Source organism: Diaphorobacter sp. HDW4B (assembly GCF_011305535.1).
Classification (GTDB): domain Bacteria; phylum Pseudomonadota; class Gammaproteobacteria; order Burkholderiales; family Burkholderiaceae_C; genus Diaphorobacter_A.
The window spans coordinates 1,605,429-1,631,052 of the sequence record NZ_CP049905.1 but is presented as its reverse complement, the minus strand read 5'-3'; the positions used below and the strand labels follow the sequence as shown (position 1 = coordinate 1,631,052).

Annotated in this window: 19 protein-coding genes; 15 read left to right on the top strand and 4 right to left on the bottom strand. The window is 62.0% G+C overall.

All coding sequences use genetic code 11. From position 1 onward, the window contains the following. Positions 1 to 62 precede the first annotated feature (62 nt). Positions 63 to 2,642 (top strand): hypothetical protein, encoded by a 2,580-nt coding sequence (locus tag G7048_RS07540; RefSeq protein WP_166067540.1) that lies wholly within the window; start codon positions 63 to 65, stop codon positions 2,640 to 2,642. Positions 2,643 to 2,708: 66 nt separating this feature from the next. Here the strand turns inward: G7048_RS07540 and G7048_RS07535 are convergent, their stop codons facing one another. Next, positions 2,709 to 6,539 (bottom strand): methyltransferase domain-containing protein, encoded by a 3,831-nt coding sequence (locus G7048_RS07535; RefSeq protein WP_166067539.1) that lies wholly within the window; start codon positions 6,537 to 6,539, stop codon positions 2,709 to 2,711. 86 nt (positions 6,540 to 6,625) lie between these two features. On the opposite strand from G7048_RS07535, the gene G7048_RS07530 reads away from it, so the two are divergent. The 13 genes from G7048_RS07530 (at position 6,626) to G7048_RS07470 (ending at position 20,817) form a co-directional block, all read left to right on the top strand. Further along, positions 6,626 to 7,417, top strand: a complete 792-nt coding sequence (locus G7048_RS07530) for a glycosyltransferase (protein WP_205750352.1) — start codon at positions 6,626 to 6,628, stop codon at positions 7,415 to 7,417. After that, on the top strand, positions 7,414 to 8,520 hold the full coding sequence (locus G7048_RS07525) for a glycosyltransferase family 4 protein (protein ID WP_166067538.1): 1,107 nt from the start codon (positions 7,414 to 7,416) through the stop codon (positions 8,518 to 8,520). The genes G7048_RS07530 and G7048_RS07525 overlap by 4 nt, the downstream gene beginning before the upstream one ends. Before the next feature lie 242 nt (positions 8,521 to 8,762). Next, positions 8,763 to 9,653: an acetylglutamate kinase gene (gene argB / locus G7048_RS07520; RefSeq protein ID WP_166067537.1), complete on the top strand. Its 891-nt coding sequence runs from the start codon at positions 8,763 to 8,765 to the stop codon at positions 9,651 to 9,653. 209 nt (positions 9,654 to 9,862) lie between these two features. After that, positions 9,863 to 10,516, top strand: coding sequence for a nucleoid occlusion factor SlmA (slmA, locus tag G7048_RS07515; protein WP_166067536.1), 654 nt, complete (start codon positions 9,863 to 9,865; stop codon positions 10,514 to 10,516). Between the two features lie 171 nt (positions 10,517 to 10,687). Beyond that, positions 10,688 to 11,356: a TetR/AcrR family transcriptional regulator gene (locus G7048_RS07510; RefSeq protein ID WP_166067535.1), complete on the top strand. Its 669-nt coding sequence runs from the start codon at positions 10,688 to 10,690 to the stop codon at positions 11,354 to 11,356. Between the two features lie 83 nt (positions 11,357 to 11,439). Then, positions 11,440 to 13,236, top strand: coding sequence for an acyl-CoA dehydrogenase C-terminal domain-containing protein (locus G7048_RS07505; RefSeq protein ID WP_166067534.1), 1,797 nt, complete (start codon positions 11,440 to 11,442; stop codon positions 13,234 to 13,236). Positions 13,237 to 13,298: 62 nt separating this feature from the next. Beyond that, positions 13,299 to 13,733: a DUF2147 domain-containing protein gene (locus G7048_RS07500; RefSeq protein ID WP_166067533.1), complete on the top strand. Its 435-nt coding sequence runs from the start codon at positions 13,299 to 13,301 to the stop codon at positions 13,731 to 13,733. Positions 13,734 to 13,914: 181 nt separating this feature from the next. After that, complete coding sequence (locus tag G7048_RS07495) at positions 13,915 to 16,317, top strand: 3-hydroxyacyl-CoA dehydrogenase/enoyl-CoA hydratase family protein (RefSeq protein ID WP_166067532.1); 2,403 nt, start codon at positions 13,915 to 13,917, stop codon at positions 16,315 to 16,317. 28 nt (positions 16,318 to 16,345) lie between these two features. Beyond that, positions 16,346 to 17,542, top strand: coding sequence for an acetyl-CoA C-acyltransferase (locus tag G7048_RS07490; protein ID WP_166067531.1), 1,197 nt, complete (start codon positions 16,346 to 16,348; stop codon positions 17,540 to 17,542). A gap of 129 nt (positions 17,543 to 17,671) precedes the next feature. After that, entirely contained in the window at positions 17,672 to 18,505 is an 834-nt protein-coding gene (locus G7048_RS07485; RefSeq protein WP_166067530.1) for an acyl-CoA thioesterase II, read from the top strand. A 76-nt stretch (positions 18,506 to 18,581) separates the two neighbouring features. Then, positions 18,582 to 19,358 (top strand): enoyl-CoA hydratase, encoded by a 777-nt coding sequence (locus G7048_RS07480; protein ID WP_166067529.1) that lies wholly within the window; start codon positions 18,582 to 18,584, stop codon positions 19,356 to 19,358. 4 nt (positions 19,359 to 19,362) lie between these two features. Next, positions 19,363 to 19,854, top strand: coding sequence for a thioesterase family protein (locus tag G7048_RS07475; RefSeq protein ID WP_166067528.1), 492 nt, complete (start codon positions 19,363 to 19,365; stop codon positions 19,852 to 19,854). 372 nt (positions 19,855 to 20,226) lie between these two features. Continuing rightward, entirely contained in the window at positions 20,227 to 20,817 is a 591-nt protein-coding gene (locus tag G7048_RS07470) for a polymer-forming cytoskeletal protein (RefSeq protein ID WP_166067527.1), read from the top strand. 163 nt (positions 20,818 to 20,980) lie between these two features. On the opposite strand, the gene G7048_RS07465 is transcribed toward G7048_RS07470, so the two are convergent. Beyond that, positions 20,981 to 21,400 carry an acyl-CoA thioesterase gene (locus tag G7048_RS07465; RefSeq protein WP_166067526.1) on the bottom strand — a complete coding sequence of 140 codons (420 nt, stop codon included), beginning with the start codon at positions 21,398 to 21,400 and terminating at the stop codon, positions 20,981 to 20,983. Positions 21,401 to 21,642: 242 nt separating this feature from the next. Here G7048_RS07465 and G7048_RS07460 point away from each other — a divergent pair, with 242 nt between their 5' ends. Beyond that, positions 21,643 to 23,535: an ABC transporter ATP-binding protein/permease gene (locus G7048_RS07460; protein ID WP_166067525.1), complete on the top strand. Its 1,893-nt coding sequence runs from the start codon at positions 21,643 to 21,645 to the stop codon at positions 23,533 to 23,535. Here the strand turns inward: G7048_RS07460 and G7048_RS07455 are convergent. Both G7048_RS07455 and G7048_RS07450 read right to left on the bottom strand, forming a co-directional pair. Next, a complete protein-coding gene (locus G7048_RS07455) occupies positions 23,525 to 24,553 on the bottom strand; it encodes an alpha-ketoacid dehydrogenase subunit beta (protein ID WP_205750351.1) in 1,029 nt (342 codons plus the stop codon). The two genes, G7048_RS07460 and G7048_RS07455, sit on opposite strands and share 11 nt — an antisense overlap. Then, entirely contained in the window at positions 24,550 to 25,557 is a 1,008-nt protein-coding gene (locus G7048_RS07450; RefSeq protein ID WP_166067524.1) for a thiamine pyrophosphate-dependent dehydrogenase E1 component subunit alpha, read from the bottom strand. The genes G7048_RS07455 and G7048_RS07450 overlap by 4 nt, the downstream gene beginning before the upstream one ends. Between the last annotated feature and the right edge of the window lie 67 nt (positions 25,558 to 25,624).

Genomic DNA, 25,624 nt, shown 5'->3' with positions numbered 1-25,624 from the left:
TTAACTTGCGCGGCACAGGAGGATCAGGGTTGGCGCACGGTGCGCGAGCCGCGCACCACACCATGTCGCCGAGGAGTTTTCTTTTCACCGCCACACAGCCACATCGCCTGCTTCCGGCGATGTTCGTGCTGTGCATCTGGCTCGCTGTTTCCCTGTTTCCTGCATCCAGCCATGCGCGCGATGCGCGTGGCGAGCTGGATGTTCCCGCTGCTTCATCGCCATCAACGCCACAGGCCGCGGGCAAGGGCTTTGTCGACAAGGCCGAGGTGCGCGATGGCGTGCTGACCCTGCAAGGCTGGGCCGCTGCGTACAACCCGAGCGTGTACGTTACCTTGGTGGAAATCTGGCTCGGCGATCAACGCATTTATCGCGGTCGACTTGGCTTTCTGATGAACCGACCCGATGTGGTCGAGTCCACCAAGCAAGCGCTGTGGCTCAACAGCGGCTTCCATCTGCCAGTGCGTTTGCCGCAGGACATCTCTTCCGGCACTTTCCCGCTGCGCGTGCAGATCACGAATGGCGATGGTGGGCGGTTTGAACTCGACCTGAGCGAATCGGCCAGACAGGTGCAGATTCCTGCGGGCGAGCGCAAGCCGTCGATGAAGGCCAAGCTCGCTCTGGCGTTGGCGGCCTTGCTGCCCGTGGCGTATCTGCTGGTCGCGTTTGCAAGACGCGAAGGCGTTGCTGGCGCGCGCGGTTTTGTCGCGATGGTGCTGGCGTCCTTTGTCTTGTTGGTGGCGGGCGGATGGAGCGGATCGTCGCTTCCATTGCTGCTCGACCGCGCGAAGATCCTGCAGCACGATGGTGCGAACTTCATCGGCAAGGCGCAGGAGGTGCGGCGCGATGAATGGCTGATCGTCACGCCCTTGGCGATGAGCCAGGCAGTGGAGCCGAACTGGCTTTCCTCGGTCAATCCGCTGCATGGCGTCTACGGTCAGAACATGAATGTGGTCGGCATGAGCGGTGCGCCAACCTTGGGCCTGGAAGCGATTGCCAAGCCCGCAAGCTGGGGCTTTTTCGCGCTCGATTTGAAACGCGCGCTGGCGTGGCACTGGTGGTTTCCGTTCTTTGCCTGCTTTCTGGCTGTGTGGGCTGTGCTGCGTTGCTGGTTTGCGCTGGATTGGCGCAAGGCGGCGGTGCTTGCGGTGCTGGTTCCGGGGTCGGCTTATTCCGTGGGATGGTCGGGCTGGCCTGCCTATGTGAGCTTCTTCCCGGTGCTGGCGGCATGGGCTGCGGTGCGACTCTTTCTGGCTGAAAACAAGGTCGGCGCGGCGTTCTGGGGCTTGGTGCTGGGATGGGCTGCGGCAGGCTTTGTGCTCGTGCTCTATCCGGGGTGGCAGATTCCGTTGGCGTACCTGATGGCGCTGCTCACCTTGGCGCAACTGTGGCAGATGCGTGCGCAAATGAACTGGGGCGTGGCGCAGGCCATTGGCGTGGTGCTTGCTGCGTTGGTCGGCGGTGCGCTGCTTGCGGCCTGGTGGAGCGATGCGCAGGAGGCCATTCGCGCGTTGGGCCAGACGGTGTATCCGGGTCAGCGGTCGATGGAGCTGGGCGGCTATGTCGAGCCGTGGCATCTGTCCAAGGGGTTGGCCAATCTGGTGACGCTATACGAAAGCTCACAGTGGTCGATTCCGAGTGACGCTGCGGGAAGTCTCTATCTGCTGATTCCGCTGGCGGTGGCTACGGTTCTGCGGTTCACGATCACGCGTTCCGTAGATGCGTTCGTCGCCGTGCTGTGGCTGTTCATCGCATTCGTGCTGATCCACATGTTCGTGGGCATTCCCGCTTGGCTCGCGCGCGCGACTTTGTGGGGCAAGGTGCCTGCGTTCCGGCTGGATGTGGTGCTGGCGCTTGCGCAGGTTTTCCTGCTCGGCCACTTTCTCAAGGAGGCTTCGGCGCTCAAGCAATGGAGCGACGGATCGCGTTTGCGCGTGTCGGTTTTGCAGGTGCTTGGTGCTGCGACGGCCGTTGGCTTTGCGTGGTTCAACTGGCACTGCCTGACGATGATGCCTGTGCCCATGCAGGACTGGCTCAATCCTGCCGTGTTCGCGCTGGTGCTCGCGGGCGCTGCGTGGTTGGCTTATCTGCTGGTGCGCGGACAGGTGTGGAACGCCGTGGCAATCAGCGCTGCATGGACGTTGGCGGTGAGCCTGCCGTTCAATCCGCTGCAGCAGGCTCCGCAGCATGTGCAATTGGTGCCGGAGTTGCAATCCGCGCTCAAGCGTCCGGGCGGCAGCGTTCCCGCGCGTGTTGCGGTGGTGAACGAGGACCTGTGGGTGAGCGCGTTACCGATCTCCGGTGTGAGCGTGGTCAACAGTTTCTTCTACGACCCGCCGCTCAAGTTCTGGCGCGATCTGGACCCCGAGGGCAAGCTCGATCAGGTCTACAACCGCTACCAGTTCATGCAGATCAAGCTGGAGCCCAAACTCGCCGCCGCCGACTTCCAGATCACGAGTCCGCGCATGGATGCGGTGACGCTCAGCGTGCAGCCCGAGCGCTTTGACTTCGCCAAGGTGAAGGCAGACTTCGTGCTTGCCAACGTGCAGGATGCAGAGCAGCTCAAGGGCAACACGCATCTGCAATTGGAGAAAACGGATGGCGCGAACTGGACGTTGTTCCGGGTGCTCGCCGACGGCAAATGATCAAAGAAAATGGGCTCGCGAACGAGCCCATTTTTCTGCTTGCGTGAAGCATGGTTGAAAGGCGGATCAGCCGTTCAGCCAGGTCTTCACCCGGCGCTGGAACTGCGGTGAAATCTTGCTCGCCACACCGCGCAGCACAGGCAGTGAGCGCAGGTAGACCAGCACGCCGAGCACGCCCGCTTTGGTCGCGCCGACATAGGCACGCTCGGGCACGAACTGCGCCATGTAGTCACGCTCCAGCGGCGCGGCATCGGTTGCAGGCTCCGATGGTGCGGACATGTTGCTGAAGTAGTCGCTCGCGTAGGTCCAGCTTTCGGCGGAAGGCATCTCTGGCGCACCTGGTTGGGCGGACTCGATGGCTGGCGCAACGGCGGGCGTGAAGTTCTCTCCGTGGATCTGCTTGAAGAAATCGACCCATTCCTTGGCATCGCGATCCCATTCGTGGATCCAGGTCCATGGGCGGTTCACGACGCGCTCGCCGAACGCGCCGATGTCGGGCACGACCACGGGCAGACCGGCCTGCAGCGCGGCGCTCAGCGTGTAGCTGTAGGTTTCGGGCCATTGCGCGGGGAACCAGATCAGGTCGGGCTTGAGCCACGCGAGCAGTTGCGACAGTTCTTCTTCCTTGTACGCGCCGTGCACGCTGAGCGCGGCCTTGGGCTGACTCAGAAGATGGCGGTAGCCGTAGCCGAGCAGGTGGAACTCGATCGGAGCACCTTGGCGCGCAGCTTCGACGGCGGCGGCTTCGAGCACGTCCGCACCCTTGATCGCACTGAGCGCACCGAGCACGACGATGCGCAGCGCGCGCTTGTCGGCGATCGGCTGGGGTGCGGGCACGGGCAGCGGCACGCTGGGGTCGATGTCGGTGTGCTGGATCGCATGCACGTTGGCCGCAGGCGCAAAGCCGATGATGCGTTTGGCCGTGTCGTGGCTGGGCGTGATCACGGTGCGCGCGGCGCTCAGGAAACGCGCGTTCGCGCCGCGCCAGCGCGCCACGTTGCCTTCCATGGGCGCGGGCATGTCGGGCGTGCAGCACTTGCATTGGCCGGGCGAGAGCTCGCCCTGGTAGCGGTTTTCCTCACCGGTGATGGTGATGTAGGTGCAGTAGCTGTAGAAGTCGTGCGCGGTGAAGTCGTAGGTGACGTTCAGCAGCGCAGGAATGTCGCGCACATGTTTGTCGTGGCCGAGCAAGTGGTGGTAGTGCACGTGCGAGACATGCAACTGACGCAGCACGTTGAGCAGGTCTTCGAACTGCTCGTCGATCTTGAAGGTCAGATCGAAACCTTCGGCCTCGGACGCCATGCGCAGCGCCAGACTCTTGTTGGCGCAGGGCGTGAGCGTGAGGAACACGGCCTTGCCGGTCAGGTGCTCGGCGAGCTCGCGCACGTGGCGCACGGTGCCGCCCGCGCGGTCGTGCAGCACGGCCAGAACCACGGGCAGGTTGCCGTCGCGGATGCGTGCCACGTCGAGCGCGAGGCGATACGGACGCGCCGGATCGGCCTGCACGAACTTGTGCACGTCGCTTGCATAGTTGGGGTGCAGGCGCGCCAGCTTTTCCATGGCGGCACGTTCGCGCGGACTCTTGCTGTCGCCAAAGCTCACGCCGCCGGTATGCAGAACGAAGGTGTCGAGCAGATGCAGATTGCGCCAGCCGGCACCTTCCGCGCGCTGGCAGAAATCGTTTTCTTCGCCGTAGCCCTTGCCGAAGTTCTTCACGTCGAAAAGGCCGACATCCTTCAGGCTGTCGCGGCGGATGTACATGCAGAAGCCCACGCCGGTCGGCACGTCGACGACGGCGCCGGGATTGGTCGCGGCGCACAGCGCATCCATGCGCGCCGTGTCGTAGCCGGGCGGCAGCGGGTTGTCTTCGCAAAAGCGCGGGTAGCTGCAGATCGTCGCGTTGGTCGAGAACGGCGTGACCGAGGCGATTTTCTTGTCGCCATAGGCCGCAGCGCGAATGCGGTCCAGCCAGTCGTTGGCCACTTCGGTGTCGCTGTTGAGCAGCAGCACGTCGTTGGCATCCGAGATCGCCATGCCGCGATTGACCGTACCGACGAAGCCGAGGTTTTCCTCGTTCTCCAGCAGCATGATGCGTGGCTCGCCAGCGGCACGTTCGCGCAGCCAGTTCGCCACCTCGGGCTCGGGACTGCAGTCGTTGATGACGATGAGGCGGTAGGGCACCTTCACCGGCGCGGCGAGCACCGATTCGACGCAGAGCTGAGTGTCGGCGAGGCCTCGGTAGACCGGCACGATCACATCCACGGGGTGCGGCGTGGGCGCGATGGGCGTGGCGGGTTGTGCGGTCTGCATGAATTGCTTGGCCTGCAGCTTCTCGTGCTTGGGCGCGCGGCCGCGCAAACGGTCCAGTGCGATCTTGGCGTTGACCAGCGGTCGTGTGGCCTTGAAAACGGTCGAGTTCTCGATGTTCTTCAAATGGCTGGCGAGATCCTTGAACTCACCTTGTACCTTGACCAACTCATGTTCGAGGCGCGTGGCGTTGCGCTGGAATTGCGCGGACTCGTCCTGAAAACCGCGACGCTGGTTTTCGCTTACGGACAGCGAATGGGTGAGGCTCGAAGTCTCGCCATTCAACGTGTTGATCTGACCGTTCAGATCGACGATCTGGCCGCTCAGGTCGTTGACGGTGGAGCTCAGTTGATCGATGCGCGTGTGCAGCGGCTGCACCTGATGGGCCATCGCCAGATAGTCGGCCGACATGGGCCAGCCGACTTCAAGTTCCAGCGACAGTGTCTGCTGAAGCTGATTCGTGAGTTGGGCGGCGATCAGCGGCAGCTCCATCCATGGATCATCGCCCGTGAGCAGCAACACGGTGGCCGACGACAGGCGCGGCGCTGGCGGTTGCCAGACGATCTGGTGGTGTGCGGCGTTGCCGAGGCGGAAGCTGTCGGGCTGATCGGGCGACCAGTTCCAGAGCGCTTCGCCACTCGCGTTGCGCAGCACGATGGAGTACAGATAGAGAAAGCCCGGACGGTCGGCTGGATCGAGGCGCAGATGGCCGAGCGGCGAATCCGAAACGGGAATGTCGAACTTGACCAGTTGGCGATCATTGCCCATGGCACCCGTGGCGCTGATCTTGGTGTCCTCGGCATAGCCGTTGCCCAGATCCACGTACAGCTGCGAGGTGAACAGGGCATGCGCCGGTTCGATCTCGTTGGCCTGATCGGGGTTGTCGGCGACGGGTTCGGCCTCGGGATGGGCAGCGCCGATGAACTGGTAAGCCAGCGCGTCGGGGGTAGCGAGCAGATAGCGCGCCACGGCCGGGGGCAGGTCGTCGAACTGGGTTTTGAACTCGGACTCGGGCAACTCCCGGCGCACGGTGTCCAGCACGTCGATGCGCCAGGCGTTCTCGCCCAGAAAGCGCGCGAGCGAGCGGCGGGTGAAGAAGCGCAGATGCGTGCGGTCGAGCAGGCCTTCTTCGCGGTAACGGAATTCGCCTTGCAGCAACTCGGCCACCAGACCGGCATAACCGGCGTTGGGAACCGAAACCAGCAGCTTGCCATCAGGCTTCAAAAGCTTGCGGCAGGCGTCCAGAATCCGCTCTGGCTGTCGCAGGTGTTCGAGCACATCGGCGCAGACGATGTAGTCATAGTGTTTATTTGTAAATAATGCAAGCAGATCGCATGTTTCCAGATCTGCCACTTCGACTTGTCCATAGTAAGGACGTGCGTGAGCGGCTTCTGCCTCGCTCCAAGTCAGTCCGTCACTGGTGCAACCCATTGTTTCATTCAGGTACTGACCCAAAGCACCACTGCCACAGCCCAAGTCGAGCAGCGTCGCGCCTTGGTGGACCAAGCTTGCAATTACCGAAAGCGACGTACGTTCGCCGGGGCGGATTTTGCGCAGATAAACGTGCAAATCCTCAATATTCTGTGTCATACCCTGAATTATGACGAAGGCCCAACACTTGGCGGGAATCAAATATTGACACAAGCAGTGTCTGTAACGAGGACAATACGCCCCTGATGGATTCCCCGACAACAAATTCAAGACACTTGGTGGTGTCTATTGTCAGCCATGGGCATGACACTGCTATCAACGATTTGCTCAACGATTTGAAGCAATTCAGCGCCCGGTCCGTGCATCGTGTGGTGGTGACTTTGAACAAGCCGGGGGAAGTCCTTTCGTTGCCGGTGAAGCCTGATGGGCATTGGCCTTTCGAGCTGCAGGTGCGCCGCAATGCCGAGCCGCTTGGCTTTGGCGAAAACCATAATCGAGCGCTCGCGAATGCGGGTGAAGAATTCGTTTGCGTGCTCAATCCTGATATCCGCTTGACCGAGGATCCGTTCGATTCCCTGGTGGACTGTGCGGCTCGGCTGGGAGTGGGTTGTGCCTATCCGATCCAGCTCGACGTGGCTGGTCGGGTGCAGGACAGCGAACGTGCGTTGCCGACACCTGTTGCGCTTTGGCAACGCCGAGCGTTGGGGCATGGTGAGACGCGAGTGGATTGGGTGAACGCGGCCTGTCTGGTGATGCCTGCTGCTGTATGGCAACAGGTTCATGGTTTTGATGAGCGCTATTTCATGTACTGCGAGGATGTTGATTTGAGTTTGCGTATCCGACTGGCTGGGTGGTCCATCGTCCGTGCCCCGGTGCGCGTGATTCATGAGGCGCAGCGTGCAAGTGGCCGCTCGCTTTCTCATCTTGCATGGCATGTGCGCAGTTTGCTGCGGCTGTGGAGTTCGTCTGCGTATCGTCAGGCACGGCGTTTGGAACCCCTGTCGGCCGGCATTCCAACGGGGGCAAAGAACCCATGATTTGGCTGTCGCTGATAGCCTTTTTGGTTTCGAGTGTCTGCGCCGCCTTCCTCATCCGGTTGCTCAAGGGGCGTCGGACGCCGCACTACGACGATGAATCCAAACCTCAACGCTTCCATATGGGCGAAGTGCCGCGCATGGGTGGCGTGGCATTGCTGGCGGGCTTGTGCGTCAGTTGGGGCATGGGTGTCATCCAGTCGCAGTCGGGAGATCCTGCCTCGCTCAGGCTGGGCAACTGGACCTACTGGTGGATCGTCGCCCTGCTGCCTGCAGCGCTGGGCGGCATCATCGAGGACATGACACAGCGCATGACAGTGCGTTACCGGCTCGCTCTCACATTGCTTTCCGGGGCGCTGGCGATCTGGCTGCTGGGCATGAACATTCCGCGTCTTGGCGTGTCATGGCTGGACATGGTGTTGACTCAAGCGCCATGGATCGGCATGGGGATCGTGATGCTGGCGATTGCCGGGCTGCCGCACGCCTTCAACATCATCGACGGCTACAACGGTCTTGCGGGCATGGTGGCGCTGGTCATCAGTCTGGCGCTGGCCCATGTCTGCCTGCAGGTCAATGACCGCGCGCTGGGCTCGCTCATCATCTGTCTGGCGGCGGCGACCGGCGGCTTTCTCATGTGGAATTACCCGCGCGGCATGTTGTTTGCCGGAGATGGCGGTGCCTACATCTGGGGCGTGGTGATCGCCATGGTCAGCATTGCGCTGGTGCAGCGCAACCCGGACGTGTCGCCGTGGTTTCCGGTGCTGCTGCTGATCTATCCGATCTGGGAGACGCTGTTCTCCATCTACCGCAAGCTCGCGCGCGGCGTGTCGCCGGGCATGGCGGATGCGCTGCACTTTCACCAGTTGATCTACCGCCGCATCGTGATCGGCGTGTTCCATGACGACGAATCGCGCCGCATGCTCATGCGCAACAACCGCACCTCGCCGTACCTCTGGGCGTTCACCATGCTGACCGTGGTTCCGGCCGTTCTGTTCTGGAACAAGACCTGGATTCTGATGGCGTTCTGCGGTCTGTTCGTGGTGAGCTATGTGGTCGCCTATCTCTGCATCGTGCGCTTCAAGGTTCCGAACTGGATAAAACATTGATCACCCCCTGAGTCGCTTCGCGCCTTCCCCCTTGAGGGGGACGACGCCTTCGCCGCGAGGCGGCTCTTGCCCGGCGTCTGCTGGCATGGCCTGCTCCGCGGCCTTCTGAGGGGCAAGATGGTGCTTGCTCGTAGGTTGCGACCTGATTTGATGGGGCGCTTCTCGTGATCGCCTTGTGTTTGCGGCACAATTTGAGGTTATCCGATTCACTGACCTCCTCCTTTTCCGGACGGCCTCCATCCATGAACGATCTTTCCTCGATTGCCCCGCGCGACAAGGCCGAAATTCTGGCCCAGGCGCTTCCCTACATCCGCAAGTTCCATGGCAAGACCATGGTGATCAAGTACGGCGGCAATGCCATGACCGATCCCGAGCTGCAGGCCGACTTCGCGGAAGACGTGGTGCTGCTCAAGCTCGTGGGCATGAACCCAGTCGTGGTGCACGGCGGCGGCCCGCAGATCGAGACTGCGCTCAAGCGCCTCGGCAAGAAGGGTGAATTCATCCAGGGCATGCGCGTGACCGACTCCGAGACCATGGAAGTGGTGGAGTGGGTGCTGGCCGGTGAAGTGCAGCAGGACATCGTGGGCCTGATCAACCAGGCTGGCGGCAAGGCCGTGGGCCTCACAGGTCGCGATGGTGGCCTGATCCGCGCCAAGAAGCTCAAGCTGCTCGACAACAAGGACCCCAACGTCGAGCACGACGTGGGCCAGGTCGGTGACATCGTCGCCATCGACCCGAGCGTGGTGAAGGCGTTGCAGGACGACGCGTTCATTCCCGTCATCAGCCCCATCGGCTTTGGCGAAGAGAACGAGAGCTACAACATCAACGCCGACGTGGTCGCCAGCAAGCTGGCTTCCGTGCTGCAGGCGGAGAAGCTGGTGCTGCTCACCAACATCCCCGGCGTGCTCGACAAGCAAGGCAAGCTGCTGACCGAGCTGACCTCGCGCGAGATCGACGATCTGATTGAAGACGGCACGATCTCCGGCGGCATGCTGCCCAAGCTGGCGGGCGCGATCGATGCGGCCAAGAGCGGTGTCAACGCCGTGCACATCGTCGATGGCCGCGTGCCGCACGCCATGCTGCTGGAAATCCTGACCGATCAGGCTTACGGCACCATGATTCGCAGCTATTGATCACCCACCTTTACATGCCTTCTTGTCGACTGTCCAAAGCAGTCGGCAAGGCGGCTGCAGCCCGCATGTAGCTTGGGTTTCCGCACCTTTCACATGGGCTGGCAGTGCGTTTGCAATTGCTTGAACTTGCATTGCATCAGCGACCGCGAATGCGATCAGGTAAGTGAGTGTGCGAAAATTCTCCTTACAACTGTTGCGAATGCGAGCCTATGTCCTCAGTAGAAGAAACCGAAATCGTCACCACCGCCGTGCCAGCAGCCGCTGCACGCAAGCGTCCGCGCCCGGGAGAGCGCCGGGTGCAAATCCTGCAGGCGCTGGCCGCCATGCTGCAACAGCCGGGAGCTGAGCGCATCACCACCGCCGCGCTTGCTGCGCGTCTGGAGGTGAGCGAAGCAGCGCTGTACCGCCACTTCGCCAGCAAGGCGCAGATGTTCGAGGGACTCATCGAGTTCATCGAAAGCAGCGTGTTCACCCTGATCAACCGCATCACCGAGCCGCCAGTGGACGCTGCCAGCGCCGTGGACGGCACGCAGCAGGCGCTGCGCATCGTGACCATGGTGCTGCAGTTTGCCGAGCGCAATCCCGGCATGGTCAAGGTCATGGTGGGCGATGCGCTGGTGTTCGAGAACGAACGCCTGCAGCAACGCATGAACCTGTTTTTCGACAAGATCGAATCCTCGCTGCGCCAATGCCTGCGCGATGGCGCCGATGCAGCCGGTGCAACAGCGCCCACCGCCGAGGCGCAAATGCGCGCGGCTCTGCTCGGTGATCTGATGCGCGGCCGTCTGCTGCGCTTTGTGCGTTCGGGCTTCAAGAGCTCGCCCGCCGAAGACATTCAGAACGTGCTGGCTGTGCTGCACTGAGTTCAGCCCGAAACGCACCCGTCACAAGAATCCGCCGCAAGGCGGATTTTTTATGGGCGAAAAATTCTTCTGCAAGGGTTTTCCCTGCATTTGCAAGAAGAAGAGGTCAAACACTGGCGTTATGGAAAACTTTTGTGCAAAATAGCACGATCGTTCGTTTTATTGCCAGACATGACTGCCACCACCACTTCTCCCAAGCCCGCACGCGCTTCCGCAAGCCGCGAAGGACGGGTGCTGCAAAAGGGGCAGCAGACCAAGGCCACCATCATCGAGGCCGCTCTGGGCCTGGCCACGCACATCGGTCTGGACGGGCTTTCCATCGGCGCATTGGCTGATGTGACCGGCATGTCCAAGTCCGGCGTGTTCGCACATTTTGGCTCACGCGAAGAGCTGCAGATCTCCGTGATCCGCGAATACCACACGCGTTTTGAGCAGGAAGTGTTCTACCCCGCCATGACCGCGCCGCGCGGCCTCGGTCGTCTGCGTGCGATGTTCGACAACTGGATGAAGCGCACCTCCATCGAGCTTGATTCGGGCTGCATCTACATCAGCGGCGCTGTCGAGTTCGACGACCGCACCGGTCCCGTGCGCGATGCGCTTGCCAACTCCGTGCTCACCTGGCACGCAGCCATGCGGCGCGCCATCGAGCAATGCGCCGAATGCGGCGAGTTGAAGGCCGACGTGGATGCCAATCAGATGCTGTTCGAGATTCACGGCCTCATTCTTGCGCTGCATTACGAAGCCCGTTTTCTGCGCACTCCCGGCTCTATCAAGCGCGCCGTGGGGGGCTTCAACAGCATCCTGCAGCGCTACGGGGCAGACGCTTCGGCGATCAGTTGAGTCGCACGCCAGTCACCGTTTTCTCTGTTCAATCGACAAACCGCTTTTCGTTTTCCACTAAAAACTTTCTTCCTGGAGTCCACATGCCTACATACACGCCACCGCTTCGTGACATGCAATTCCTCATGCATGAGGTCTTCAAGATCACGGACGACTACAAGCAGATGTCCAACTACGCCGAAGTCGATGCCGACACCATCAACGCGGTGCTGGAGGAAGCCGGCAAGTTCGCTGCCAACGTGACGTTCCCGCTCAACATCAGCGGCGACACGGAAGGTTGCGTGCTCGACAAGACAACGCACGAGGTGAAGACTCCGACTGGCTTCAAGGAAGCCTACAAGCAGTTCATCGATGGTGGCTGGCCTGCACTGTCGTGCGACCCGAACTACGGCGGTCAGGGTCTGCCGTTCGTGGTGAATTCCGCGCTGTACGAAATGCTCAACAGCGCAAACCAGGCGTGGACCATGTACCCCGGCCTGTCGCACGGCGCATACGAAGCGCTGCACGCCTACGGCACGGACGAACAGAAGAAGCTCTATCTGCCCAAGCTCACCAGCGGCGAGTGGACCGGAACCATGTGCCTGACCGAGCCGCACTGCGGCACCGATCTGGGCCTGCTGCGCTCCAAGGCCGAGCCGCAAGCCGATGGCACCTACAAGATCACCGGCAACAAGATTTTCATCAGCGCGGGTGAGCATGATTTCACCGAGAACATCGTGCACTTGGTGCTCGCGCGTCTGCCCGATGCGCCGCAAGGATCGAAGGGCATCAGCCTGTTCCTCGTGCCCAAGTTCAATGTGAAGGCCGACGGCTCGCTGGGTGATCGCAATCCGATCTTCTGCGGCGCGCTCGAGCACAAGATGGGCATTCACGGCAACGCGACTGCGCAGATCAACATCGACGGCGCCGTTGGCACGCTGGTGGGCGAGCCCAACAAGGGCCTGCAAGCCATGTTCGTGATGATGAACGCGGCGCGTCTGGGCGTGGGCAATCAGTCGCTGGGCCTGACCGAAGTGGCGTATCAGAACGCGCTGACTTACGCCAAGGACCGCCTGCAGATGCGCAGTCTCTCGGGCATCAAGGCCAAGGACAAGCCCGCCGATCCGATCATCGTGCACCCCGACGTGCGCCGCATGCTGCTCACCGCCAAGGCCTATGCCGAAGGTGGCCGTGCACTCATCACGTACAGCGCTTTCCTGATCGACAAGGAACTCAACCACCCCGATGAAAAGGTGCGCAAGGACAGCGCCGATCTGGTCGCGCTGCTGACCCCCATCGTCAAGGCGTTCGTCACCGACAACGGCTGGGACGCGACGATGATGAGCCAACAGGTCTATGGCGGCCACGGCTTCATCAAGGAATGGGGCATGGAGCAGTTCGTGCGCGATGCGCGCATCAACATGCTCTACGAAGGCACGAACGGCATTCAGGCGCTGGACCTGCTGGGTCGCAAGATCCTGTCGAACCAGGGCGCAACGCTCCGGAAGTTCGGCAAGCTGATTGGCCAACTGGTGGAAGAAGAAGGCGTGAACGAGAAGATGGCCGAGTTCATCAACCCGATCGCCGTGCTGGGCGACCAGATGACCAAGTTCACCACCGAAATCGGCTTCAAGGGCATGCAGAACCCCGACGAAGTGGGCGCGGCATCCGTGGACTATCTGCGCGTTGCGGGTCACCTCGTGTTCGGTTATTTCTTTGCCCGCATGGCGCAGGTTGCGTTGCGCGAAATCGGCAACGGCAACACCGATCCGTTCTACCAGGGCAAGCTGCAGACCGCGCGCTTTTACTTCGCCAAGCTGTTCCCCGAAACCGCTTCGCTGATGCGCACGGCGCGTGCCGGTGGCAAGTCGCTGATGGACACCGACGCGGCGCTGGCCTGAATCGCGTTGCGCGTTGTTCAGCCTCTGAAAACTTGAGCTGCTTTTTTTGCGATGGAGACCGTATGAAAAAAATATTCGCAGCCGTGCTCGGCATGGCACTCGCAGTGCCCGCATTCGCGCAGGTTTCGCCTGTCGGCCTCTGGCGCAGCCAGGACGACAAGACCGGCGAAGCCAAGGCCGAAATCCGCATCAGCGATGCGGCGGGTGGCCTCAGCGGTCGCATCGAAAAGACGCTCAAGAAGGGGGCGGAGGACCACCCCAACTGCACCGAATGCAAGGATGACCGCAAGGACAAGCCCATCGTCGGGCTCGACATCATCCGTGGTGGCAAGAAGGAAGCCGACAAGGACGTGTGGTCCGGCGGCAAGATCATCGATCCCGAAAACGGCAAGGAATACCGCGCCAGCTTCACGCCTGTAGATGGTGGCGCGAAGCTCGAAGTGCGCGGTTATTTGGGCCCTTTCTGGCGCACGCAGACGTGGCAACGCGTCAATTGACGGCCCCCCTGAGTCGCTGCGCGCCTTCCCCCTGAAGGGGGACAACGCCAGCGCGTCGGGGCGGCCCTAGCGCGGCGTTTGCTGGCATGGCCTGCTCCGCGGCCATCTGAATGATGAGGCCAACGAAGTGGGAAGCGGCGTGCACGAATTTGAATGATGGAATTTCTGAGGAACCAACAGTATGTCTAGATTCCAGGTGAAGAAAGTCGCCGTGCTCGGCGCGGGCGTGATGGGTGCGCAGATTGCGGCCCATCTCGTCAATGTGAAAGTGCCCGTGATCCTGTTCGACCTGCCTGCCAAGGAAGGTCCGAAGAGCGCGATTGCGGAGAAGGCGATTGTCAATCTCAAGAAGCTCAAGCCATCGCCGATTGGTGTGGCCGAAGACGCTGATCTGATCCAGCCCGCCAACTACGAAGAGCACATGAAGCTGCTCAAGGGTTGTGATCTGATCATCGAAGCGATTGCCGAGCGCATGGATTGGAAGCTCGATCTGTATCACAAGATCGCGCCCTTCGTTGCCAAGACCGCGCTCGTGGCATCGAACACGTCGGGCCTGTCGATCACCAAGCTCTCCGAAGCGCTGCCCGATGCGATCAAGCCGCGCTTTTGCGGCATCCACTTCTTCAACCCACCGCGCTACATGCAACTGGTGGAGTTGATCAACACGCCGACGACCAACGCCGAAGTGCTCGACCAGCTCGAAACCTTCGTCACCACCACGCTCGGCAAGGGCGTGGTGCGCGCACACGATACGCCCAACTTCATCGCCAACCGCATCGGCATCGCCGGCATGCTTTCGACGATGAAGCAGGCTGAGAATTTCGGTCTCACCTACGACGTGGTGGACGACCTCACCGGCAAGAAGCTGGGCCGCGCATCCAGCGGTACATTCCGCACGGCGGACGTGGTGGGCCTGGACACGATGGCGCATGTCATCAAGACGCTGCAGGACAACCTGACGCTGGAAACCGATCCGTTCTACGGCAATTTCGGCACGCCCAAGGTGCTGCAGAAGCTGCTCGATCTGAAGAACCTCGGACAGAAAACCAAGGCAGGTTTCTTCAAGAAAGTCGGTCGCGACATTCTGCAGTTCGAGCTGGACAGCGAAGACTACATCCCCGCAGGTGGCAAGGCCGACGACGTCTATGCGCGCATGCTCAAGAAGCCTGCGGGCGAGCGCCTGAAGCTGCTGCGCGGCGCGGAAGGTGCGCCCGGTCAGTTCCTGTGGGCGATTCTGCGCGACAGTTTTCACTACGCTGCAATCCATCTGGAACACATCGCCGACACCGCACGCGACATCGACCAGGCCATGCGCTGGGGCTTCGGCATGAAGCAAGGCCCATTCGAGCTGTGGCAGGAAGCCGGTTGGCTGGAAGTCGCAAAGATGGTGCAGGAAGACATCGATGCAGGCAAGGCACTCACCAAAGCGCCGCTGCCCAAGTGGGTGTTCGAGGGCCCCGTGGCCGAGGCCGGTGGCGTGCACACCGCGCAAGGTTCGTGGAGCGCATCGCAAGGCAAATTCATTCCACGCCGCGAGCTGCCGGTCTATTCGCGTCAGATTTTCCCCGAGAAGCTGCTGGGTGAATCCAATCTGCCCGATTGGCAAACCGCTGGTACGACGATTGCCGAAAGCAAGGCGCTGCGCACCTGGACGCTCGACGGCGAAGTGCTGATCGCCAGCATCAAGAACAAGATGCACGCCATCAGTCCCGAAGTCATGGAAGGCCTGATGGAAGCCGTCGATGTGGCCGAGAGCGATTTCAAGGCGATGGTGATCTGGTCCGGCGACGCGCCTTTCAGCGTGGGTGCCGATCTGGAAGCGACAATGCCCGCGTTCGTCGTGGGCGGTGCCGATGCGATTGAAAGCATCGAGCAGGAACTGCAGAACATGATGCTGCGCATGCGCTACGCGCAAGTGCCGGTGGTCGCTGCGATCCACGGCATGGCGCTGGGCGGCGGCTGCGAACTGTCGGTGTATTCCGCACGCCGCGTGGCGCACATGGAAAGCTACATCGGCCTCGTCGAAGTGGGCGTGGGCCTGGTGCCGGGCGCGGGTGGTCTCACCTACATCGCTCGTCGCGCTGCTGAAAATGCGGCAACGAGCACGGGCAAGGATTTGCTGCCGTTCCTCACCGAAGGCTTCACCGCAGCGGCGATGGCCAAGGTGGGCACCAGTGCGATTGAATCGCGCAAGCTCGGGTATTTGCTGGACAGCGACATCATCGTCGCGCACAAGGACGAGCTGCTTTACGTGGCCATCAACGAAGCCAAGTCCATGGCGGATTCCGGCTGGCGTGCACCGTTGGCGCGCACCTTCCCGGTGGCGGGCCGCAGCGGCATCGCCACCATCAAGGGCTCGCTCGTGAACATGCGCGATGGTGGTTTCATCAGCGAGTTCGACCAGCACATTGCATCGCTGATCGCAGAGATCGTCTGCGGCGGCGATGTGGATGCCGGCACGCTGGTGGACGAGCAATATCTGCTGAAGCTCGAGCGCAAGGCGTTCACCCATCTGATCGCGCATCCGAAGACGCATGAACGCATTCTCGGCATGTTGAATACCGGCAAGCCGGTTCGTAACTGATGAATGCGTCACGCAAGGAGTACTGAATATGAAACAACAGCAAGACGCCTACATCGTTGCCGCCACGCGCACGCCGATTGGTCGTTCGCACAAGGGCTTCTTCCGCAACTACCGACCGGATGATCTGCTCGCGACGATTCTGAAATCGGCGCTGGCGCAGGTGCCCAGTCTCGATCCGAAAGCCATCGAGGACATCATTTGCGGCTGTGCGATTCCTGAAGCGCAGCAAGGTCTGAACGTGGCGCGTATCGGTTCGGTGCTGGCAGGTCTGCCGACCAGCGTGGGTGGCATCACCGTGAATCGCTTCTGCGCATCGGGTCTGTCTGCCGTCGCGATGGCGGCCGACCGCATCCGTGTGGGCGAGGCCGATGTGATGATTGCCGCTGGCGTGGAAAGCATGAGCATGGTGCCGATGATGGGCAACGCGCCCTCGCTCTCGCCTTCGATCTTCGAGCGCGATGGTGACGTGGGCATTGCCTACGGCATGGGCCTGACCGCAGAGAAGGTCGCGCAGCAATGGAAGGTGACTCGTGAGGCGCAGGACGCGTTCGCGCTGGAGTCGCACAAGCGCGCCATCGCGGCTCAGCAAGCCGGTGAGTTCGCCAGCGAAATCACACCGATTGACGTGACGGATCGCGGCCTCGATCTGGCCAAGGGCGAGACCGTGGTGAGCACACGCACGGTGAGCCTCGACGAAGGTCCGCGTCCTGACACATCGCTGGAAGGCCTGGCCAAACTGCGCACGGTGTTTGCCGCACGCGGTTCGGTCACGGCGGGCAACAGCTCGCAGACCAGCGATGGCGCAGGTGCGCTGATCATCGCCAGCGAAGCTGCGATCAAGCGCTTCAACCTCACACCGCTCGCACGCTTTGTGAGCTACGCGAGCAAGGGTGTTCCTCCTGCGATCATGGGCATTGGCCCGATCGAAGCGATTCCAGCCGCGCTGCGTTATGCGGGCTTGAAGCAGGATGACATCGACTGGTTCGAGCTGAACGAAGCCTTTGCCGCGCAGTCGCTCGCCGTGATCAACACGCTGGGCCTCGATCCCACCAAGGTCAACCCGATGGGCGGCGCGATTGCGTTGGGCCACCCGCTGGGCGCAACGGGTGCGATCCGTTCTGCGACCGTCGTGCACGCGCTGCAGCGCAAGAAGCTGAAGTACGGCATGGTGACGATGTGCGTGGGCATGGGGCAGGGCGCTGCCGGGATTTTCGAGCGCGTCTGAAGCTGACAAGGCGATGCGTGAGCGCGGGACGTCGACTCCCGTGTTCGCCGCATCGCTTTGGCGCATTTGGGGAGTGACGAGTCACCATCACGACCACGGCTTTTCGCAAAAACCGGCACACTGGCAAGCATGACAAACCAAGCCACGATTCATCCTCTGGACGACGCAATGGCGCTCCAGGCCCGCGAGCCCGGCGTCTACACCGGCCGCACGACGCAAGCCTACTGGAACATGGTGGGGCCGTTCGGCGGCATCACCGCAGCGGCCATGCTGGAGGCGGTGCTCAAGCATCCGCAGTTGCTGGGCGATCCGATTTCGTTGACGGTGAACTTTGCGGGCGCGGTGACCGAAGGCGAATTCACCATCCGTGCCAATCCGGTGCGCACCAATCGGTCGACGCAGCACTGGATGCTGACGCTGGAGCAAGCTGGCCCGGACGGCGAGATGGTGGTGGCGACCACGGCCACCGCGATGACGGCTTTGCGCCGCGAGACCTGGGGTGTTTCGGACGTGAAGATGCCCGTCGCGCCGGGGCCTGAGAACTTCGAACGGGCGGAGCCGATCTTCCGTGCGCAATGGCTCAGCGCCTACGACATGCGCCCGGTTTCCGGCAATTTCCCGAGCGTCTGGGATGACAGCGGCGACACCAGCCTGTCGCAGCTGTGGGTGCGCGATGTGCCGGAGCGTCCGTTGGATTTCGTATCGCTCGCGGCTGCGTCCGATCTGTTCTTTCCGCGCATCTGGCTGCGCCGCGCGCGCCGCGTGCCGATCGGCACCGTGTCGATCACGACTTATTTTCACGCCAATCGCGAGCAGCTTGCGCAGACCGGCAGCGGCTTTCTTTTTGCACAGGCCAGTGCGCAGGAATTTCGCAATGGCTTCTTTGATCAGACGGCACAATTGTGGAATGCCGATGGCCTGATGCTGGCCACCAGCAGCCAGATCGTCTACTACAAGGAATAAGCGAACGAACGGGGCCGTGCCGATTTGGCCGGAGCCGTCCGTTTCCCATCTCGAAAAAATTCAGGAGCCACTACACATGAGCACGCCCGCACAGGACATCTTGGTCCACCACGAACAAGGTGTCACCACCATCACTTTCAACCGCGTCACGAAGAAGAATTCGTTCACCGCGTCGATGTACACCCAGATGGCGGATGCGCTGGACAACGCCAAGGCCGACGCCGCGACGCGCGTGGTGGTGTTTCAAGGCGATGTGGCGATCTTCAGTGCGGGCAATGACATCAGCGATTTTCTGCACAACCCGCCAACGACCCAGAACGCACCGGTGTTCCGCTTTCTGCGTGTGCTGGCCACGTTCCCCAAGCCGATGCTTGCAGCCGTCTGCGGTCCGGCGGTCGGCGTGGGCACGACCATGCTGTTCCACTGCGATCTGGTCTACGCGGGCGACAACGCCGCGTTCTCCATGCCGTTCGTGAATCTGGGCGTGTGCCCTGAAGCGGGTTCCAGCCTGCTCGCGCCGCAGATGCTCGGCTACCACCGCGCCGCTGAAGCGCTGCTGCTCGGCGAACCCTTCATGGCCGAGGCGGCTCTGGAAGTGGGGCTGGTCAACCGTGTCGTGCCGCCTACCGAATGCAACATGGTCACCCAGATGCAGGCCAAGAAGCTAGCGGCCAAGTCGCTGGCCTCGCTGATGGAAACCAAGCGCCTGCTCAAGAAGACCACCGCCGATGAGCTGCTCGCGCGCATCGACGAAGAAGCGGCCAGTTTTGGCCGCATGCTGGGCGAGCCTGCTGCGAAGGAAGCCTTCACGGCGTTCATGGAAAAGCGCGCGCCCGATTTCAGCAAGCTGTGATCGCATGAAGGCGGATGTCTCTCTCGCGGCCGAGCCGGTCGCCTTCGAGCTCGAATTCATCGATGCGTTGACCGACGTGTTCGAGCGGCAGATCGCCTTCAATCAGGTGATCGGTCTGCAGGTCACGCGCATCGCGCCGGAAGGCGTGGAGGCGCGCATCGAGATGAAGCCCGAGCTGGTCGGCCATTTCGCCTACAACCGCGTGCACGGCGGCGTGATCAGCTCGGCGCTCGACGCCATGGCCGGACTTGCGGTGATGGCAGCCATCGGCGCGCGGCACATGGACGAGCCACCGGCCAAGCGCCTGCAGCGTTTTGCCAAGCTGGGCACCATCGACCTGCGCATCGACTATCTGCGCGCCGCCATTGGCCCGCACTTCAAACAGCGCGCCCAGGTGCTGCGGCTCGGTTCGCGCGTGGCGACCGTGCGCATGGAGTTTCTCTCCGCCAAGGACGAGCTGCTGTCCGTCGGCACGGCCTCCTACATCGTCTCCTGATCACCGCGCGCCCGCTTGCCTTGGCCGTTGCGCTGTTTGCCGCTGCAAACACTGCAAGAGCATGCAACGCTGGACCCATTTGGTTACGCTTCTTGCGTAACCAGACGGATAGCGCCTCAATTACTCATTACGATTCTTCGCCAATGGGCACGCGTGATTGCCATTGTCAAACGACATCACTGGCAAGCACGCAGCAACGCACATGATGCGAGTCGGTTGCACATCCATTTCCCGAATTGGCGCACGAGCTTGCTGGACGAGTCCGAGCGCACCGTCGGGGCTTGTTTGACGCTGACCGCGCTTGTCGCGTAAGGTGCCCAATGAACAGATTCTTTGCAGATTCTGGTTAAGTGTTATTTCCAAGGAGAATTGATGGCTGTGCAAAACCCATTTTTCGGCAAACGTGATTCCGACGTCCTGCAACCTCGCCAACCGAGCTCGGTGCTGGGCAGCGGATCGTCGTTGTCAGGCGGCACTCCCGCAGCACCTGCTGCATCGACCACCAGCGGAGGACTCGGTTCCATCGTGAGCAAGCCAGCATCCAGCGTCGTCGGCGAATCGGCCGGCAGCAAACTGACCGTCGGACCGAACATCAAGCTCAAGGGCGTCGAGATCACCGATTGCGACACCTTGGTGGTGGAAGGCACGGTCGAAGCCACCATGGATTCGCGCGTGATCCAGATTGCCGAACAGGGCGCGTTCCGCGGCTCGGCAGAAATCGACATCGCCGAAATCCATGGCGAATTCAACGGCACGCTGACCGTGCGCGACAAGCTGGTGATCTACAGCACCGGCAAGGTCAGCGGCAAGATCCGCTACGGCAAGGTCGTGATTGAAGAAGGCGGCCAGCTGTCCGGCGAAATCGAGGCCGGCATCGGCAGCGGTTCTTCGCGCAGCAGTGCTTCCTCGTCTTCTGCTTCGTCGAGCAGCACCTCCGCGGCGTCGGCCGCAGCGGCTTCTTGATCGAGCGAGACCGCTGAACGCACCCCAGCTATTCAGGCAACGGAAAGGTTGCCGCTGAGGTGAGTGAAGCCACAAAGCAAAAAGGCGATGCATATTGAATGCATCGCCTTTGTTTTTTTGGTGATTCAAAGCTGCGAAATCGCAGCCCCGATCAGGCCTTTGTTCACGCCTTCTTGGAGATGGCGCGCGAATGGCCGTGCTCGTCGATGGCCACATAGGTCAGCGTCGCATCGGTCACCTTGATGTGCTGGCCCTGCAGCGACATGCGTTCGGCGAACACTTCCACATCCACGGTGATGGAGGTGTTGCCCACGCGGGTCACACTGGCGAAGAACGACAGAATGTCGCCCACGCGCACGGGCTGCTTGAAGATGAATTCCTTCACCGCCACGGTCGCGACACGACCTTGGGACAGACGGGCGGGCAGAACGGAGCCGGCCAAGTCGACCTGGGCCATCACCCAGCCGCCGAAGATGTCGCCATTGCCGTTGGTGTCGCCGGGCATGGGGATGACGCGCAGAACCAGTTCCTTGTCGTCAGGCAGGCTGGGGGCGATGGTGCGCAGAGTTTCGGGATCGGTCATGGTTATTGTTGTCATGGAATCTGAAATCGGTTCGACACTGTTGCCGCAAATGGCAAAAGTGAATCTAGGGTAAACCCTAATTATTCCGTAGATGAGCATGGCTCGCTGAAATCGGGCGAAACGGCCCTTGTCCGGGTGCAGTCATCTGCGTGAAACAAGTTCTTCCCGTTCAGCGCACAATCAATGAAACAGGCGCGTTCCCACGGCGTGCCATCCCCTACATAACTAAAAGCACTCCACTTATGCGCGGCCGCGGCTCATCGTTCGATCCCCACGACACCAAAAGCATTCCTCGCACCACCAGCGACTGGCAGACGCTCGGGCGGCTCGTGCCCTATCTTATGCAGTACAAGTGGCGTGTGATGGCGGCGCTGGCGTTTGTGCTGTGCGCCAAGATCGCCAATGTGGGTGTGCCGATTCTGCTCAAGCATCTGGTTGATGCGCTGTCGATCAAGCCGGGCGATGCGGCGGCGATTCTCGTCGTGCCGCTGGGTCTGCTGTTCGCCTACGGTCTGCTGCGCCTGTCGACGTCGCTGTTCACCGAACTGCGCGAGTTGGTGTTCGCCAAGGCCACGCAGGGCGCGGCACGTAGCATTGCGCTGACAACTTTCCAGCATCTGCATGGCCTGAGCCTGCGCTTTCATCTGGAGCGCCAGACCGGCGGCATGACGCGCGACATCGAGCGCGGCGTCAAAGGCGTCGAGTCGCTGATTTCATACTCGCTCTACAGCATCTTCCCGACCTTTGTGGAGGTCGCGCTGGTGCTCGGCATTCTGGCGGTGAAGTTCGATGCGTGGTTCTTCTGGATCACCGTGGCGGCGCTGGTGCTGTATGTGACGTTCACGGTCTCGATGACCGAATGGCGCACGCGTTTTCGCCGCGAAGCCAATATGGCCGACTCGACCGCGCACACCAAGGCCATCGATTCGCTGCTGAACTACGAGACCGTCAAATACTTCAACAACGAAGCATTCGAATCCCGCCGCTACGATGAGAGCCTGGAAAAACTGCGTGCCGCGCGCCTCAAGAGCCAGACCACGCTGAGCCTGCTCAACGCTGGCCAGCAGCTCATCATCGCCACCGCGCTGGTCGCCATGCTGTGGCGCGCGACGCAGGGCGTGGTCGATGGCCGCCTCACGCTCGGCGATCTGGTGATGATCAACGCCTTCATGATCCAGCTGTACATCCCGCTCAACTTTCTGGGCGCGATCTACCGCGAGATCAAGCAGAGCCTGACCGATCTGGACCGCATGTTCACGCTCATGGACAAGGAGCGCGAAGTGGCGGACAAGCCCGGGTCCACGGATCTGGCATGTTCCGCGTCGCCCACGGTGCGCTTTGAGGATGTGCAGTTCGCCTACGAACCCGCGCGCCAGATTCTGCATGGCGTGAGCTTCGAGATTCCAGCGGGCAAGACCGTTGCGGTGGTCGGCCCATCGGGCTCGGGCAAGTCCACGCTCGCGCGGCTGCTGTTCCGTTTCTACGATGTGCAGGAAGGCCGCATCACCATCGACGGTCAGGACATCCGCGAAGTGACGCAGTCCAGCGTGCGCCGCGCGATCGGCATCGTGCCGCAGGACACGGTGCTGTTCAACGACACCATCGCCTACAACATCGCCTACGGCCGCGCCGGTGCGACGCGCGAAGAGATCGAAGCCGCCGCCAAGGCCGCGCGCATTCACGACTTCATCGTCTCCACGCCCAAGGGCTATGACACCATGGTGGGCGAGCGCGGGCTCAAGCTCTCGGGCGGCGAAAAGCAGCGCGTGGCGATTGCGCGCACGCTGCTCAAGAACCCGCCGATTCTGATTTTTGACGAGGCGACTTCTGCCCTCGATTCGGCTAACGAGCGCGCGATTCAGAACGAGCTGCGCAGCGCCGCGCAGAACAAGACCGCGCTGGTGATCGCGCACCGCCTGTCCACCGTGGTCGAGGCGCACGAAATCATCGTGATGGACGCGGGCCGCATTCTGGAGCGCGGCACGCATGCGCAACTGCTCGCGCTGAACGGGCGTTACGCACGCATGTGGACTCTGCAGCGCGAATCTCAGGACTCTAAGGACTCCAAGGATTCCAAAGAGAAGAGCGGCGATGCAGAGTCGTCGAGCGAGCCACTGTCGGCTGTCAGCGCTTGATGAGGCGCGTGGTGGCCTGCGCGATCTGCGCGGCGCTCACGCGTGACTCGGTTTCCAGCGTGTTCGCGTAGCCCACGGGAATGCGCGGCGCGCCCAGACGCGCGACGCGCGCATCGGTGTGCTCGGCCACGGTGGCGGCCACTTCCGCGCCGAACCCCGCTGCTTGCACCGCCTCGTGCACGACCAGCAACCGCTTGGATCGGCTGGCGCTGGTCAGCACCGCGTTCTTGTCCCACGGCCAGATGGTGCGCAGGTCGATGACTTCGGCGTGAATGCCTTGCGCCGCCAATTCTTTGGCCGCATCCACGCACGCATGAATCTGCTTGGACCACGACACGATGGTCACGTCGTGGTTGCCGTTGGCGCTGCCTGCAAACGCGGTGCGTGCGCGGCCCAGCTCGATGCGCTCGCCTTGCTGCACTTCGCCTTGCATGCCCCACAGCTCCTTGTGTTCCATGTAGACCACCGGATCGCCCGACGCCAGTGCGGCGTGCAGCAAACCGTAGTTGTCTTGCGGCGTGGAAGGCGCGACGACCACGAGACCAGGCACATGCGCAAACCATGCCTCGAACGACTGCGAGTGCTGCGCGGCCGATGCCGTCCAGATGCCGATGGGCAGGCGCGCGACCAGCGGCACGCGGCCTTGTCCGCCGAACATGTAGCGGTTCTTCGCGGCCTGATTGACCAGTTCGTCGATGGCGCAGAGCGCGAAATCCGCGACGCGCATTTCGACGACCGGACGCAGGCCCGCGAGCGCCATGCCGACGCCCGCACCCATGATGGTGGCCTCGGAAATCGGCGTATCGATCACGCGCTCGCTGCCGAACACATCGACCAGATTCTTGCCCGTCGTCGTGCGGTATTGGCCGAACACGCCGCCGCGTCCCAGGTCTTCGCCCATGGCGACCACATGCTGGTCGGCGCGCATGGCTTCTTCGAGCGCGGTGGCTGCGGCCTGTGCGTAGGTCATGGTGGACACGCGGGGTTCGGCCTTGGTGGAGGTTGCAAAGTCGGTCATGCCCAGACTCCTTCGCCGGTGGTCATGATGTCGGTGTAGGCGGCCGATTTTTCCGGCCACGGTGCGGCGCTGGCAGTCGCCAGAGCGGCGTCGATTTCAGCCTTGGCTTCGGCTTCGATCTGTGCGGCTTGATCGCCCAGGCCGCGTTGCTTGAGCACGTCGCGCGCGCGCAAGATGGGATCGTTCTTGAGCGCATTCGCCACTTCGGCGGGATCGCGATACGTCGCGGGATCGACCGACACATGGCCCTTCTGGCGATACGTGATCGCATGCAGCAGCTTGGGGCCAGCGCCTGCGCGAATTTGCGCGATCAGTTTTTCTGCGGCGGTGCTCACGGCCTCGACGTCGTTGCCATCCACGCGCGTCGCGGCAATGCCCATGGACTCGGCACGCGCGCTGGCCGCGTTGCTGCCTGCGGTCATCGGCGCGGACTTGGTGGTGGCGGAAATCTGGTTGTCCTCGCAGACAAACAGCACGGGCAATTGGTAGACCTGTGCCCAGTTCAGCGCTTCGAGAAACGGGCCGCGATTGATCGCGCCGTCGCCAAAGAAGCTCACGGCGATCGCGCCGGTCTTGCGAATCTTGAGTGCGTGCGCCGCACCCACGGCAATCGGCAGACCGGCGGTGACCACGCCGTTCGCGCCCAGCATGCCCACCGAGAAATCCGCGATGTGCATGGAGCCGCCCTTGCCGCTGTTGTAGCCAGTGGCGCGGCCGAACAGTTCGCACATCATCTTCGTGGCGTCCGCACCCTTGGCCAGCGTATGGCCGTGGCCGCGGTGGGTGGAGGTGAGCAGGTCTTCGGGCACCAGATGCGCGCACACGCCGGTGGCGACGGCCTCTTGCCCGGTGGAGAGATGCAGCGGCCCTTTGACGCGCACTTCGGCGGCCTTGTCGGTGGCAGCGCCGCCCCAGGTGACACCGCCCTGACTGGCGGCTTCGGCGGCATCTTCAAAAGCGCGGATTCGCACCATGGTGCGGTAGAGAGAAAGCAGTTCGGTCATGACTTGGTTGAAAACGTGGCACGCAAAAAAACCGCGCATCCAGAACGACTGAGATGCGCGGCGTTTT

Coding starts and splice junctions, on each gene's coding strand:
- G7048_RS07510 (WP_166067535.1), top strand. CDS start 10,688: ATGACTGCCACCACCACTTCTCCCAAGCCCGCACGCGCTTCCGCAAGC.
- G7048_RS07530 (WP_205750352.1), top strand. CDS start 6,626: ATGGATTCCCCGACAACAAATTCAAGACACTTGGTGGTGTCTATTGTC.
- G7048_RS07535 (WP_166067539.1), bottom strand. CDS start 6,539: ATGACACAGAATATTGAGGATTTGCACGTTTATCTGCGCAAAATCCGC.
- G7048_RS07460 (WP_166067525.1), top strand. CDS start 21,643: ATGCGCGGCCGCGGCTCATCGTTCGATCCCCACGACACCAAAAGCATT.
- G7048_RS07455 (WP_205750351.1), bottom strand. CDS start 24,553: ATGACCGACTTTGCAACCTCCACCAAGGCCGAACCCCGCGTGTCCACC.
- G7048_RS07490 (WP_166067531.1), top strand. CDS start 16,346: ATGAAACAACAGCAAGACGCCTACATCGTTGCCGCCACGCGCACGCCG.
- G7048_RS07465 (WP_166067526.1), bottom strand. CDS start 21,400: ATGACCGATCCCGAAACTCTGCGCACCATCGCCCCCAGCCTGCCTGAC.
- G7048_RS07525 (WP_166067538.1), top strand. CDS start 7,414: ATGATTTGGCTGTCGCTGATAGCCTTTTTGGTTTCGAGTGTCTGCGCC.
- G7048_RS07505 (WP_166067534.1), top strand. CDS start 11,440: ATGCCTACATACACGCCACCGCTTCGTGACATGCAATTCCTCATGCAT.
- G7048_RS07480 (WP_166067529.1), top strand. CDS start 18,582: ATGAGCACGCCCGCACAGGACATCTTGGTCCACCACGAACAAGGTGTC.
- G7048_RS07495 (WP_166067532.1), top strand. CDS start 13,915: ATGTCTAGATTCCAGGTGAAGAAAGTCGCCGTGCTCGGCGCGGGCGTG.
- G7048_RS07500 (WP_166067533.1), top strand. CDS start 13,299: ATGAAAAAAATATTCGCAGCCGTGCTCGGCATGGCACTCGCAGTGCCC.
- slmA (WP_166067536.1), top strand. CDS start 9,863: ATGTCCTCAGTAGAAGAAACCGAAATCGTCACCACCGCCGTGCCAGCA.
- G7048_RS07540 (WP_166067540.1), top strand. CDS start 63: ATGTCGCCGAGGAGTTTTCTTTTCACCGCCACACAGCCACATCGCCTG.
- argB (WP_166067537.1), top strand. CDS start 8,763: ATGAACGATCTTTCCTCGATTGCCCCGCGCGACAAGGCCGAAATTCTG.
- G7048_RS07470 (WP_166067527.1), top strand. CDS start 20,227: ATGGCTGTGCAAAACCCATTTTTCGGCAAACGTGATTCCGACGTCCTG.
- G7048_RS07485 (WP_166067530.1), top strand. CDS start 17,672: ATGACAAACCAAGCCACGATTCATCCTCTGGACGACGCAATGGCGCTC.
- G7048_RS07475 (WP_166067528.1), top strand. CDS start 19,363: ATGAAGGCGGATGTCTCTCTCGCGGCCGAGCCGGTCGCCTTCGAGCTC.
- G7048_RS07450 (WP_166067524.1), bottom strand. CDS start 25,557: ATGACCGAACTGCTTTCTCTCTACCGCACCATGGTGCGAATCCGCGCT.